Origin of the sequence: Vibrio sp. 1457, from assembly GCF_033340195.1 — a bacterium.
In the GTDB taxonomy this organism is placed as follows: domain Bacteria; phylum Pseudomonadota; class Gammaproteobacteria; order Enterobacterales; family Vibrionaceae; genus Vibrio; species Vibrio alginolyticus.
On record NZ_JAWOWA010000004.1, the window covers coordinates 23,336 to 37,571 of the forward strand.

A 14,236-nucleotide genomic window follows, 5' to 3' on the forward strand; every position below is an offset into this window, starting at 1 on the left:
CCCATCAAAACGAATATAAAGGTTGATGCGAGCGAATTGACAGGTAATATGTCTCGTTGAATCTGTAAAATGCTACCCAACTCAGCGCTTAGCTTGTTTTTTGAACAAAAATGTTATCAGACAAGTACTTTAAGTAAGCGTTGAGTTGAATTTTTACCTCAATGGAGAATATTGAAAACATGACTTACGCGCCTGTATCAGACGTATTGAAAGGTCAGCTAGCAGTAGACAGCGAAGTGACTGTTCGTGGCTGGATCCGTTCACGTCGTGATTCCAAAGCTGGAATCTCTTTCCTTGCCATATATGACGGCTCTTGTTTCGACCCGATTCAGGCCGTGGTCCCAAATAATCTTAATAATTACGAAGACGAAGTATTAAAGCTAACGACTGGCTGCTCTGTTGAAGTAACTGGTAAGATTGTTGAATCTCCTGCAAAGGGTCAAGACTTCGAACTTGCTGCCACTGACGTTAAAGTGGTTGGTTGGGTTGAAGATGCTGAAACTTACCCAATGGCAAAAACTCGTCACTCAATCGAGTACCTACGTGAAGTTGCGCACCTACGTCCGCGCACAAACGTAATCGGTGCAGTAGCACGTGTACGTAACTGCCTATCTCAAGCAATCCACCGCTTCTACCACGAGCAAGGTTACTTCTGGGTATCTGCGCCGTTGATCACGGCTTCAGATGCTGAAGGCGCTGGTGAAATGTTCCGCGTATCTACGCTAGACATGGAAAACCTTCCTCGCACTGACGCTGGTAAAGTGGACTACAACGAAGACTTCTTCGGTAAAGAGACGTTCCTAACCGTATCTGGTCAGCTAAACGCAGAAGCTTACGCTTGTGCGCTAAGCAAAGTTTACACTTTCGGCCCTACTTTCCGTGCTGAAAACTCAAACACAAGCCGCCACCTAGCAGAATTCTGGATGGTTGAGCCTGAAGTTGCGTTCGCAGAACTGGATGATGTAGCGAAACTGGCTGAAGACATGCTCAAGTACGTGTTTAAAGCAGTGCTTGCAGAGTGTCGCGATGACCTTGAGTTCTTCGCTCAACGCATCGACAAAGAAGCAATCACTCGTCTAGAGCAGTTCGTTTCTTCTGACTTCGCGCAAGTTGACTACACTGACGCAATCCAGATCCTTCTTGATTCAGGTCGTGAGTTCGAATTCCCAGTTGAATGGGGTATCGATATGTCTTCTGAGCACGAGCGTTTCCTTGCTGAAGAACACTTCAAAGCACCTGTAATCGTTAAGAACTACCCGAAAGACATCAAAGCATTCTACATGCGTGCTAACGATGACGGTAAAACAGTTGCAGCGATGGACGTTCTAGCACCGGGCATCGGCGAAATCATCGGTGGTTCTCAGCGTGAAGAGCGCCTAGACATTCTAGATGCACGTATGCGTGAAGTGGGTATCGATCCTGAACATATGAGCTGGTACCGCGACCTACGTAAATACGGTACAGTGCCACACGCAGGCTTCGGTCTGGGCTTCGAGCGCCTAGTATCTTACGTAACTGGTATGGGCAACGTTCGTGACGTGATCCCATTCCCACGTACTCCTCGCTCTGCGAACTTCTAATCACTTTTTAGTGATATGGAATTAAAAAGACCTCCCATGTGGAGGTCTTTTATTTTGTACGAATGATTTTCTAGCAACCGATGTATGCACTCTAGTTGTTATTTTCGTCGTCATCCTCATCTGCTCGCGCTGCGTATTTTACTCCAACCACACACAAGCCAAACATCACAAATGGGATAACGGCAGCAGTGTATTCCGTCCAAACCATATGAGAAAAAGATTTCGCCAATATCAAATGTGCAAACACCAACAAAAATGCGCTAAAAATAGCAACACCCATCAACCTAAGTTCATGCTTTACCAACTGCTTTTTCATTACGGCTCCTAACCTAAATGGTTGTTTGCCCATGATTGAAACACAGCTTCGGTATCGTCCACTGATACAGTTTGAGCAAAAAACAGGTAAACAGTTGGCTAATGAAGTAATTCTCCGACCGTCTTCACGGCTTGTTCTAATTCATCATTTACAAGTAACGATGTATTAAGCCTCAGGTAGTTCTCATAATTTGGAGCGATAGAAAACAACTGACCAAATGCTACAGTGATGTTCGCTTCCAATAACTTCTGATAAATCGCTTTTCCGCACTTTGTTTTCGGCAGTTCTATCCAAAGAAAATAGCCGCCTTCCGGTTGCGTGTAACGAATCGATTGGGGAAAGTACTTATCAACCAGTTCAATAAACGCCAATTGCCGCTGCTCAAGATTCTTTCGCAGTTTTCTAAGATGGCTATCATAACTATCGTTTTGCAAGTAATGCGCGATACCCTGCTGGATTGGTGCACTGCCTGACAACGTCGAGATAAGTTGCAGCTTTTGAAGTTGCTCATTGAAGCGTTTGTTTACCACCCAGCCCAGCCTATAGCCAGGGCAAAGACTTTTTGAAAATGATCCACAATGCAACACGCGCTCTTGTGTATCAAAAGCTTTAAGTGAGCTTGGCTTTTTTTCAGAAAAATAAAGCTCTGAATACACATCATCTTCGATCAAGTACACATCGTATTTGTCAGCCAGTTCGACGATACGTTGCTTCTGCCCGTCACTTAATAAAGTTCCTGTTGGATTGTGAAAGTTAGTCATTAACCAACATGCGCGAACATCATTGCCGGCAAAAGTCGCTTCAATTTGATCCACTGAATGTCCAGTTAACGGATCCACCGTTATTTCTATCGCCTTTAGACCTAAACGTTCAATCGCTTGAAGTGCGCCATAAAACGTCGGTGATTCAACTACAACAGTATCTCCAGGCTGGGTCACGGCCTGAAGGCTCAAATTCAACGCTTCTAATGCGCCAGAAGTAACGACAATATCATCATGGGTAAACACCATACCTTGTTGGATGTACCGTTGAGCAATCAAACGGCGTAGAGACTCACAGCCCGGCGGCAAGTTATCCAATAACGTCTCTGCCCCCATCTTCCTGCCTGAGCTGGCTAGGTTGCGGTTTAGCGCTTCTAATGGGAACAATGCTGGGTCTGGAAACGCGGAGCCAAACTTCACCGCATTCGGTGAGGCCTGATTTTTGAGGTAGTCGTAAAGTTCATCGTTGATGCTAGAGCGATAAACGGAAGTGGCTGGAGAACTCGGTTCGAAGCGGTCCAACTCCGCAGTAACAAAGTATCCAGACTGAGGTTTCGCTGCGACCCAACCTTGTGCTTCGAGCAGCTGATAAGCTTGTAATACCGTACCTGCGCTGACAGAATGGTTTCGGCTTGTTACACGCACTGATGGCAGCTTTTCCCCTGCTCTCCAAGTATTTTGCTGAATCTGCGTTTTGAACAGCTCAGCCAGTTGACGGTATCGGTTCATGTTTCCCTCATTTCACTTACAGCCGCACCATAGCATACTTCGCGCCAGCATTCTGATATGGGAGTATTCAATTTAGCAACGTAATTTATCAAGCTTATAATAGATATTTCAGCCACGAAGTGAGCGTTTATATCTCATACTTTGACCGTTACACACATATTGCCTCACATCTTTGCAATACCTAAAAGCCAAGGTTTTACGTTGGACTGAGTGCGTTAAACTCACTTCGAACTACTGTCTTTAAATCAGGAGGAAGCGATGAAAGTTTTTACAATGGACGATCTCTCGTATCGCGGAAAACATAAAGGTGTACATAGTTGGGACCATCCTGGCAGTACCACCCCTTATTATTGGCATCCTGATTGGCTGCATATCGCTGAAGATGCTTTGGGTGAACACAAAAAGGCTGACCTTGAAGTCCCTGATGGAGAAACAGCGACAGAAGAGCATGCAAAAGCGGCGATTCTCAAACACTTGAATGACGAGTAGTTTAGGCTCTATCACCGTTCAAGAATAGCATTAGGTAGGCGAATCCATCGTTGTATGCTTTAAACACAAATAAAGCTAAAACCTGCCAAATAGTAAATTCTTCTGAATGAGAAGTACGCATCTTCTATAGCGTTCAAAGGGCAAAATAAGTCGATTGTTATCACATTAATTTTCATTACATCTGTTACATTTAAATAGTAATGGTGATGCACACCTCAACTCATGGATTATGAGAGAAAACAATAATGGCGAAATACAACGAAGAAGATATTAAATACAAAGGTGAATCCAACGGCGTACATTCTTGGAGCTCTCCTTCCGGCCAACCTTATTACTGGCACCCAGATTGGCTACACGTTGCGGAAGATGCGACGGGTACGCATCCGAAGCAAAAACTTGAAGTTGAAAAGACAGAAGTACCAACCGAAAAGCACGCATTAAAAGCGATCTTAAAGCATATGAACGACTGGGCGACTGAAAAACTTTCTTCTAACCCTGACATCGAAACCAATGCGGTTGAGTCGGAAATCAATCTGAAGAAATAACCCCAACCGATATCCATACTTCTAACAGTAAACGCTCCACCTTTGGTGGGGCGTTTTTGTCTCAACAAACCCTCACTAGACAATTATAAACGCGTTAACGCAAAGCACTGAATTGAAACGATTGGGATGTGTGCAAAACTTCTCCAACCATGGCATAAATGCCCTTCAAACTCTGTGTCTACCAAACGTTTTCATGGCAAAAACTTTAGTTATGTTAGAATTCTGTTTCAAATCGCAACTTTTTTAGGTTTTCTTTTCAGTAACGGTTGTAACCAATATTGCTGAAAGGTATAAATGTTAGCACACCCCTTCGATTAACATGGATGAAGATTATGTTTGAAAAAGTAGTTGCCGCTCCGGCTGACCCTATTCTTGGCCTTACTGAAGAGTTTAAAAAAGATGCTCGCGCAGACAAAATTAACCTTGGCGTAGGTATTTACAAAAACGAGCAAGGCGAAACTCCCGTTCTTGCGACAGTAAAGAAAGCTGAAGCAGCACTTGTTGAAACTGAAAAAACCAAATCTTACCTAACCATCGAAGGCACAGCAGAGTACGGTATTGCAGTGCAAAAACTGCTTTTCGGCTCTGATGCAGAAATTGTAAACGAAAAACGCGCTAAAACAGCGCAAGCTCCGGGTGGTACTGGTGCACTACGTGTTGCCGGCGAGTTCATTAAACGTCAACTAGGCGATGTAAAGATCTGGATCAGCAATCCTACATGGGCGAACCACAACGGCGTATTTACTGCTGCTGGTATCGAAACGGCACAATACAGCTACTACAATGCTGAAACAAAAGACAAAGACTTCGACGCGATGCTAAATGATCTGCAATCTGCATCTGAAGGCGACATCGTGCTTCTACACGGCTGCTGTCACAACCCTACAGGGATCGATCCTACAGCTGAAGAATGGGAAACATTGGCGAAACTTGTCGCAGAGAAGAAGTTGCTTCCTCTGTTCGACTTCGCCTACCAAGGCTTTGCTAAAGGTGTGGAAGAAGATGCTGCAGGTCTTCGTACTTTTGCTAAATACAACAAAGAAATCCTAGTCGCGAGCTCTTTCTCGAAAAACTTTGGCCTATACAATGAACGCGTAGGTGCCTTCACGTTAGTAGCTGAGTCAGAAGAAGTCGCAACAACCGCTTTTTCTCAAGTTAAAGCCATTATTCGCTCTATCTACTCTAACCCACCTGCACACGGCAGCGCTGTCGTGACTCACATTCTTGGCAACGCCGAAATGCGTGCGGAATGGGAAGCTGAAGTAGCAGAAATGCGTGACCGCATTCAAGAAATGCGTGAACTATTTGTAGCGACACTAAAAGCAGAGGGTGTGGACGCAGACTTTAGTTTCATCGAACGTCAAAATGGTATGTTCTCTTTCTCTGGTCTTTCTAAAGAGCAAGTTAACCGCCTTAAAGAAGAGTTCGGTATTTACATTGTCGGTTCTGGCCGAATCAGTGTTGCTGGTATGACGAAGTCAAATATGGGCCCTCTGTGTAAAGGCATTGCAGCGGTTTTATAATCGACTGTCGCATACTTTATTAAAAGGAAAGGTCAGCATAAGCTGACCTTTTTTGTTTTAACTTAACGCCAAAAACGAACCCGTCCGATCTAGTAGACAAACTTCAAACTCAGCCCTACTTCATTGACGTAATCTGAGCTTTCACCGCTGTAATCAGTATCTCTAAACTGATAAAAAAGACCAGTGCCGATGACTTTATGCCATTGGTAGTTAAAACCGATCTTAAAATTGTTCTCATCAACGATATCACTACGGTTAAACTCCACTTCAGCTGTCGCAATAAGCTTTTCACTGAGCAAGTAATTCACCCCAACAGTTACAGCTTGAATCAATTCGCTATCGGAAGACAACGTATTATCCGTTTTGTCGTCCGTCGCTTTCGCTTTGATTGCGCCTATTCCATATATCCCGTAGATATCGAATTGCTCTGTAACTCCATAACGGTAACCACCACCAAACAAAAGGCGGTCAATGCGAAGAGTAAAATCATCCGGATGGAAAAACTGCGCTGAGTAATCAACATTAAACAACCAGTTCTCAGTAAACAAATAGTTACCACCGAGTCCAACTGTGGTCGCATTAGAGTTATCTAACCATTCTTCGTTTGTCGTTCCGGCACCAACATCCAAATGAATGTGTTCGTACCCAAATTTTTCTGCTTGGTCCATGACCGCTGCGCTTGATATCGCCGGCAAAGCAGCTAAAGAAACAAGCAATAAATTTCTCACCATTCGACTTCCTTTCATGAGAATTATCTAAACACTGTATTCCATCGCCTGAGCTACTTGGCTCAAAAAGAATAGCGTAATCTAAAGACGTGATAACGATCTGAAACAGCCAAAGAGCTAATCATTCATCACGAAGAAAACATATCGACGACGTCTTTTTCAATTGAGGTGATCATATAGTAGTAAAAATGAAGCTCCCTTATCGTGCGATATGTCAGAATCTTATGACTGAGCACGAAAATCTCGGTTCAGATAAGACTCTGTTTTAAAACTAAGTTAAGATTACTTTATTATTTGCGAACTAAAAGGCGCCTTCGATGGATGCAGAACTTCTCGAGATTTACAACTTTCTCGCCAAGTATCCCCCGTTCAATGAACTCCCTGAAGAAACACTAAACAAGGTGACAGAGAGTGTCGAAATCTCGTACTACCGAGAAGATACCCCCATCATCCATTTTGGAGACTATATCCAAGATTTATACGTGGTGCGAAGCGGTGTTGTTGAAGTTTATCGACGCAAAGGTGAGCTGTATAACCGCCTTGACGAAGGTGACCTATTTGGCCAGATGGGCATGCTCACCAATAACAAAGTCCGCTTTCCGGTAAAAGCCATTGAGGATACCCTGCTCTACTGTATTCCTGGTGACATTTTCCAAGAAATTTACGATAACTTTGATTCCTTTGCGGATTTTGTTGAAGTTGAAAATAGCGCTCGTTTACGCCAAGCCATTTCAGAAAACAAAGACGCCAATGACCTGACGACGTCGAAAGTGAAAACCTTGCTAACTGGCGATGCTCATACGATTGATCGTGGTCAGACAATCCAGCAAGCCGCGCAGCAAATGGCGAATGACAACGTATCGGCTTTACTTATCGTCGACCCAGATTTCCTTCGTGACGAAGACGATCCACAGTCCCCAGTACTTGGTATCATTACTGACCGTGACTTGTGTACCCGTGTGTTAGCTGAAGGTTTGTCCCCACAGGACGATGTGTCTAGTGTGATGACCACGGAGGTCATGTCTCTTGACCACAACGCTTACATCTATGAAGCAATGTTAACGATGCTGCGTTACAACGTACATCACCTACCAGTGGTAAAAAACCAATTACCAATCGGTATTATCGAAACTACCGACATTGTTCGTTATGAATCTCAGAATTCGTTGTTGTTGGTGAGTAGTATTTTCCAACAACAGACTATCGAAGATTTAGCCGTTGTTGCCGAAGAAGTGAAAAGCAGCTTCGTGCGTCTGGTCAATGAAGATGCCAACTCTCACATGGTGGGTAGCGCGATGTCGGTCATTGGCCGAAGCTTCAAACAACGTCTGCTAGAAATGGCAGAAGAAGAGCTTGGCCCACCGCCAATTCCTTATTGTTTCCTTGCACTTGGCTCAATGGGGCGAGATGAGCAACTGTTGGTGACTGACCAAGATAACGCCATCATTCTAGATGAGACCTATCAAGAAGAGAAACATGGTAAATACTTCGAAGCCCTAGCAAAATACGTCAGCGATGGGTTAGATGCCTGTGGCTACAAATATTGCACAGGCGATATTATGGCAACCAACCCACTATGGCGCATGACTCGTTCAGAGTGGGAAGAATGTTTTGCTGACTGGATTGATAACCCGAACCCGAAAGCACTACTCAACGCCTCTATCTTTTTCGACTTAGATGGCGTCTATGGCCGCTTAAAATGGGCAGAACAGTTAACTAGCTTTATTGTTCGTCGCGCTCGAAAGAACAACCGCTTCTTAGCGTGTTTGGCTCGTAACGCACTAAACAGAACACCACCTCTAGGCTTCTTTAAAGACTTCGTGATGGAAAAAGATGGCAGACACAACAACTCCATCAACCTCAAACGTCGCGGTACTGCTCCTCTGGTCGACTTAATTCGCGTTCACTCTCTGGCGGTTGGTTCACGTGCACAGAACTCGTTTGAGCGTCTTGACGACATTATTGATGCTGGCATTTTGCCAAAAGGTCGAGCACAAGACTTAAAAGACGCGTTAGAATTTATTTCCATGGTACGTATTCGTCACCAAGCGACGGATGTGGAACTAGGCATTGAGCCTGATAACAATATCGAACCGGAAAACCTCTCTGAGTTTGAACGTCGCAACCTAAAGGATGCATTCCAGATCCTAAGCAATGGTCAAAATTTCCTTAAGTTCCGCTACCAAGCGAACAAGAGCTTTAAGTGAGGTTTAGCATGATTAAAAAGCTCTTTCAGAAGCCAACCATTCAGTGGCCAACGAAGTTTGAACAAAAGCTGGAGATGGCGAAGGATGAGAATTTAATTGCGTTTTATAGCAACAAGCCGCCTGCTCCAGAAACACCGTTATCTGAGGTGGAGTTCGTGGCGTTAGATTTCGAAACGACGGGTTTGAATCCTGAAAAACATGACATCATTACTATTGGTTTGGTGCCGTTTAACCTGAAGCGAATTTTCCTACGTAACTCGCGTCATTGGAAGGTACGTCCACAGCGTGCACTCGATGAAGATTCAGTCATTATACACGGTATTACTCACAGCGAATTGATCGATGCACCTGACTTAGGCGATATCTTAAGCGAGCTGCTACCATGCTTAAGCGGGAAAATCATTGTTGTTCATTACCGTCGTATCGAGAGAGAGTTTCTGGATAAAGCGCTCAAAAGCCGTTTAGGGGAAGGTATTGAGTTTCCTGTTTTAGATACGCTGCACCTTGAAGAAACGATTCAACAGAAACGTTCAGGCTCTCTCTGGGAGCGTTTAAAAGGGAAAAAACCAGAATCGGTTCGGCTAGCGCAATCTCGACGCCGTTATGGGCTGCCAGACTATACGCCTCACCATGCATTAACCGATGCAATTGCTACCGCAGAGCTACTGCAAGCGCAAATCGCCCATCATTACAGTGAAGAGCAACCCATCAGTGAGTTCTGGCTGTAGTATACTTCACGCTTAATAGCGATCAAAAAAGGAGCCAGATGGCTCCTTTTTTTTGCTTAGCTTGAGACAAGATTACAGCTTAAAGCGTTGAATCTCTTGTTCAAGTTCGTGTGATAGCTCAGACAGGTGAGCAGCTTGTTCTGCTGCTTGATGAGCTTCGACTGACAACTCGTTAGACACGTCACGAATACCTTCAGTGTTACGAGTGATCTCAGTGGTTACCGATGCTTGCTCTTCTGCTGCTGAAGCAATCTGCGTTGCCATATCACTGATACGCTCAACAGCAGTGTGGATTTGCGTCAAGCTCGCTGCAGCCGCATTGGCATCATCAACACTGGTATCAGCTAGACGACGACTGTCACCCATAATACCGACCGCTTTGGCTGTTGTGCCTTGTAGCATCTCGATAGTTTCTTGAATCTCTTGCGTTGAAGCATGAGTACGTTGGCTCAATACGCGGACTTCATCTGCAACCACAGCAAAACCACGGCCTTGCTCACCTGCACGTGCCGCTTCGATCGCCGCGTTAAGTGCAAGTAGGTTCGTTTGCTCTGCAATGCCTTGAATCGTTGATAGAATCGTATTGATGCTATTTCCGTGTGCTTCTAGCTCTTGAATCACATCAGTAGCAACTTGAACTTCTTGCGCTAAGTTCTGAATAGAGCCTTGCGTTTGAGTTACTTGGCTTGAACCGTGTGAACAAGCTTGAACCGCTTCTTCTGAGTTACTTGCCGTACTATCAGCATTACCTGCAATTTCTTGTGTCGCTGCTGCCATTTCGTTCACAGCCGTCGCCACCATGTTGATTTCATCTTGCTGGTAAGAGATACGCTGACTACGCTCCTCAGCTTGCTGTGCTGTCGTGCGTGCTTGCTCTGAAAGCGCAGAAGATACGTGGCTAAGCTTAGTAACCATTGTGTGCATGTTGCCAACAAAACGGTTGAAGTTTTCCGCCAGTTTACCTACTTCATCATCACTGCGTGGTTCTAGGCGTTGCGTTAAGTCACCTTCGCCAGATGCAATTTCTTCCAGTGCATTTGATACGCGGTTCAAGTCACGGAACAAGAAACCAACTAGCCAAGAAACTGCAAGAATAACCACAATCGTGATCGCCACAGCAGTGAACAATAGATCTCGTAGCAATACCGCATGACCTGCTTCTTCTGTTGCGCGATCCATTTCAATCGCAAACATCCAATGCGTACCAGGAACTTTATTGAAGTAGTAAAGCTTCTCTTTTCCTTTGATTACCGTATCTTCGATACGACCTTCATCGGCGGCGCGCTCAATTGCCTCTTCTGAAAAATCTTTTAGAACACTGGTGATAGGCTTAAGCGTCAAGCTTTTATCTGGATGCGCTAAGAAGGTGCCTTCATTCATGTCGATTAGCATCGCATGCGCGTTTTCACCTGCATCTAAGTTAATCACATCGCTGATAAGCTGATCGATCAGTACGTCCGCACCAACAACACCAACAAACTGACCATTTTTCATTACTGGCTCAGCAATGGTCACAAGTAGTGCATTCGTGATTGCGTCTTGATATGCGGCTGTGATGATTTGCTTACCCGCGGCATCAGCATCCTTGTACCAAGGACGTGTGCGAGGGTCATAATCAGCACGGTTACGCTCCGGATGAGAGCGGTACATATCACCGTTTGGTGTACCAAGGAAGATGTCATCGAAGCCACCAGCCTTGCGAGCTTGTTGTAGGAAAGGAACAACGTCTTGCTCGGTCGAGTAGTCGTTGAACGCAGTGGCAATATCTTTACGGATATTGACCCAATCAGAAATTCCCTCTGACGCAGTAGTACTAAGACTTTGCGCACGTGAATAGACACCTGAACGAGTCTGATCAAATAATTGACCAGCCGACAACCAAGTAAGTGCTGTTGCCATCACAACAACAGCAGAAAGGCTTGCGCCTATAAGCTTTTGTTTTAATGATAATTTCATATTTATAGTTTTTTGAGTTGGGAGAACAGTTAAGGTGCATGAATATTACACACTTTTTTACGACTATTCACTAATTTTTAAAAAACAAAATAGCACATTAACTCTTTGTAAAATATGAACTTTCATGTGTCATTTTTTTGTCTCAAGCGTCATAAAAACCGCACAAAAAAGCCAGCAAATTGCTGGCCTTTTGATTAATTGTTAGTCAGACGGTTTTATAAAATGCCGAATTACTGACGCTCAGTTCGCATACCCATCAATAAGCTCACACACATTGCAAGCAGAATGAAGGTAAATGGCAGTGCTGTAGAAATGGCACCGGCCTGAAGAGCTTGAACAGCCTCGGAGCCACCAATCCATAGCAGAGCAACCGCAATTGCACCTTCCATGAATGCCCAGAAGACACGTTGAAGTACAGGTGCATCGACTTTACCACCTGCCGTGATACTGTCGATAACAAGTGAACCAGAGTCAGAAGACGTAATGAAGAACACAAGTACCAGCACAACAGCGATGATAGAAAGCATGCTACCAAATGGAAGAACATCAAACATTTGGAACATAGCAAGTGATACGTCAGTCAAGCCATTTGTGCCCAGCTCACCTACTTTATCAACAACTTGCTCGATCGCAAGGCCACCAAATACAGACATCCAAACAACGGTAACCGCAGTTGGAACCAGCAGAACTGCTGTGATGAACTCGCGAACGGTACGGCCACGAGAAACACGCGCGATGAACATGCCTACGAATGGCGACCATGAAATCCACCAAGCCCAGTAGAACACTGTCCAGCCTTGGAACCAAGCTTCGTCCGTACGACCAAACGGGTTACTTAGTGGGATGATATTCTCTACATATGCCATAAGTGTGGTTGGAATCGAACCTAGGCTCGCCGCCCAACCGATAAGACCAACAAGGAGAAGTAGCAAGAACGCCACAACCATGTTGATGTTACTAATGACTTTAACACCACCATCGATGCCGCGTACGACTGAAACAACAGCAAGTAAAGTCACCACGGTAATAACGACGATTTGCAGACCTAGGCCTGGCTCAACACCAAATACGTGATGAATACCACTTGCTGCTTGCTGCGCACCTAGACCTAGGGATGTAGCAAGACCAAATAAAGTCGCAAGCACAGCCAGAATGTCCACAATGTGGCCAGCCCAACCCCATGCACGATCACCCAGAAGTGGGTAGAAGATCGAACGCATAGATAGCGGTAAACCTTTGTTGTAGGCAAAGAATGCTAAAGAAAGTGCTACAACACCGTAAATTGCCCATGGGTGAAGGCCCCAGTGGAACATCGTTGCACCCAGTGCCAATCTCGCGGCTTCTGGTGTATTTGCCTCAACACCAAGTGGCGTTTCATACCAACCGGTGAAGTAAGCGACAGGTTCTGCAACACTCCAGAACATTAAACCGATACCCATACCAGCTGCAAATAGCATTGCAAGCCATGACATAAACGAGTAATCGGCAACAGCGTCTTTACCACCTAGTCGGATCTTACCCATTGGTGAGACGATAAGCGCCAAACAGAAAATAACGAAAATGTTACCTGCAATAATGAACAACCAATCGAATGAACCAATAATTTTCCACTTCAGCCCATCAAGTGCCGTCTTTGCGGTATGTGCATCTAGAACTAATGCAGCGACAAGAAACAGCGCAATTAAACCTGCACTAATACCAAAAACTGGGTTATGAACATCAAAACCCCATTTTTGAACGTTGTCCTGACCTACCGTATAGTCGGTACTATCGATACTGTACTTATCTATACCCTTTGTCATCGTTCCTCTCTATTTTTGTAGTGTTTTTACGTACCAAACAAAAAAATCTTTCGAACACGATACGTTTTGCATTCCGTGAAGGCGCAAGATCCTATCATTTGACACGTTTTTGTCTATCTTTTTGCTATTAAAAAATCCAATAACTTACTTTTCACTGTGTGATTACGGCCTTTGATAGAACAAATCACTACTACAATAGTTAGACCACAAACATTTATTGCTATAATAATTTTAGCTCTTCTTATTTTGTCGAAAAGGCGCGACAAAATGGTATTGAGGACACGGCGTAAAATTGTAGGGGTAATTTTTGATTTCCCCCCTTTAAATAAGGGCGCATTTAAGTTAGTGTCGCCTCGATAAATGTTCCCTACAGACTGGATGAATAAATTGGAAAAGTACGAAGAAGTATTGGTCTCGATTCGTCAGATCATCCGCGCTATTGATTTACATTCTAAAAAGCTGAGCAAAGAGTCTGGATTGACTGCTCCACAGTTGATTTTGATGCGCGCTATCAATGACTTAGATAACGTGACGATTAAACAGTTGTCTAGCCACACTAACATGAGCCAAGCGACCGCAACGACCATTCTAGATAGACTAGAACGAGGCCAGTTTGTTGAGCGTCAGCGCAGTGTTCAAGACAAGCGTAAAGTGCATGCTGTACTTACGAGCAAGGGCCAAGAAGCTTTAAAACAAGCACCAACGCCGCTGCAAGAGCACTTCATTAATCGATTCCAAAAATTGGAAGAATGGGAGCAATCCCTTCTACTATCTTCCGTTCAACGCATCTCGACGATGATGAATGCAGAGGACATCGATGTTGCTCCAATGCTAGAGCTTGGTAGCATTACCAAAGCCGATTAGTTTCGCTC

At 44.5% G+C, this 14,236-nt stretch carries 12 protein-coding genes; 7 read left to right on the plus strand and 5 right to left on the minus strand.

Going from position 1 to position 14,236, the window contains the following annotated elements; translation table 11 throughout:
• Positions 1-179 precede the first annotated feature (179 nt).
• On the plus strand, positions 180-1,580 hold the full coding sequence (gene asnS, locus R7Z41_RS05385) for an asparagine--tRNA ligase (protein WP_017636101.1): 1,401 nt from the start codon (positions 180-182) through the stop codon (positions 1,578-1,580).
• Between the two features lie 91 nt (positions 1,581-1,671).
• Here asnS and R7Z41_RS05390 read toward each other — a convergent pair whose 3' ends face one another.
• Positions 1,672-1,896 carry a hypothetical protein gene (locus R7Z41_RS05390; RefSeq protein WP_017636102.1) on the minus strand — a complete coding sequence of 75 codons (225 nt, stop codon included), beginning with the start codon at positions 1,894-1,896 and terminating at the stop codon, positions 1,672-1,674.
• A 98-nt stretch (positions 1,897-1,994) separates the two neighbouring features.
• Entirely contained in the window at positions 1,995-3,386 is a 1,392-nt protein-coding gene (locus tag R7Z41_RS05395; protein WP_062730527.1) for a PLP-dependent aminotransferase family protein, read from the minus strand.
• A gap of 258 nt (positions 3,387-3,644) precedes the next feature.
• On the opposite strand from R7Z41_RS05395, the gene R7Z41_RS05400 reads away from it, so the two are divergent.
• The 3 genes from R7Z41_RS05400 to R7Z41_RS05410 all read left to right on the plus strand — a co-directional run bounded on the left by R7Z41_RS05400 (position 3,645) and on the right by R7Z41_RS05410 (position 5,943).
• Positions 3,645-3,875, plus strand: a complete 231-nt coding sequence (locus R7Z41_RS05400; RefSeq protein ID WP_017636104.1) for a hypothetical protein — start codon at positions 3,645-3,647, stop codon at positions 3,873-3,875.
• Positions 3,876-4,120: 245 nt separating this feature from the next.
• Positions 4,121-4,420, plus strand: coding sequence for a hypothetical protein (locus R7Z41_RS05405; RefSeq protein WP_005376885.1), 300 nt, complete (start codon positions 4,121-4,123; stop codon positions 4,418-4,420).
• A gap of 332 nt (positions 4,421-4,752) precedes the next feature.
• Positions 4,753-5,943 (plus strand): amino acid aminotransferase, encoded by a 1,191-nt coding sequence (locus tag R7Z41_RS05410; protein ID WP_017636105.1) that lies wholly within the window; start codon positions 4,753-4,755, stop codon positions 5,941-5,943.
• Positions 5,944-6,032: 89 nt separating this feature from the next.
• Here the strand turns inward: R7Z41_RS05410 and R7Z41_RS05415 are convergent, their stop codons facing one another.
• Positions 6,033-6,674 (minus strand): outer membrane beta-barrel protein, encoded by a 642-nt coding sequence (locus R7Z41_RS05415; RefSeq protein WP_054574733.1) that lies wholly within the window; start codon positions 6,672-6,674, stop codon positions 6,033-6,035.
• A 314-nt stretch (positions 6,675-6,988) separates the two neighbouring features.
• On the opposite strand from R7Z41_RS05415, the gene R7Z41_RS05420 reads away from it, so the two are divergent.
• Positions 6,989-8,878: a DUF294 nucleotidyltransferase-like domain-containing protein gene (locus R7Z41_RS05420; RefSeq protein WP_053306567.1), complete on the plus strand. Its 1,890-nt coding sequence runs from the start codon at positions 6,989-6,991 to the stop codon at positions 8,876-8,878.
• Between the two features lie 8 nt (positions 8,879-8,886).
• A complete protein-coding gene (locus R7Z41_RS05425) occupies positions 8,887-9,606 on the plus strand; it encodes a 3'-5' exonuclease (RefSeq protein ID WP_005376881.1) in 720 nt (239 codons plus the stop codon).
• 72 nt (positions 9,607-9,678) lie between these two features.
• On the opposite strand, the gene R7Z41_RS05430 is transcribed toward R7Z41_RS05425, so the two are convergent.
• Positions 9,679-11,562 carry a methyl-accepting chemotaxis protein gene (locus R7Z41_RS05430; protein ID WP_005376880.1) on the minus strand — a complete coding sequence of 628 codons (1,884 nt, stop codon included), beginning with the start codon at positions 11,560-11,562 and terminating at the stop codon, positions 9,679-9,681.
• A 230-nt stretch (positions 11,563-11,792) separates the two neighbouring features.
• On the minus strand, positions 11,793-13,364 hold the full coding sequence (locus tag R7Z41_RS05435) for a BCCT family transporter (protein WP_005376879.1): 1,572 nt from the start codon (positions 13,362-13,364) through the stop codon (positions 11,793-11,795).
• A 387-nt stretch (positions 13,365-13,751) separates the two neighbouring features.
• On the opposite strand from R7Z41_RS05435, the gene R7Z41_RS05440 reads away from it, so the two are divergent.
• Complete coding sequence (locus R7Z41_RS05440) at positions 13,752-14,228, plus strand: MarR family winged helix-turn-helix transcriptional regulator (RefSeq protein ID WP_005376877.1); 477 nt, start codon at positions 13,752-13,754, stop codon at positions 14,226-14,228.
• Positions 14,229-14,236: the final 8 nt, after the last annotated feature.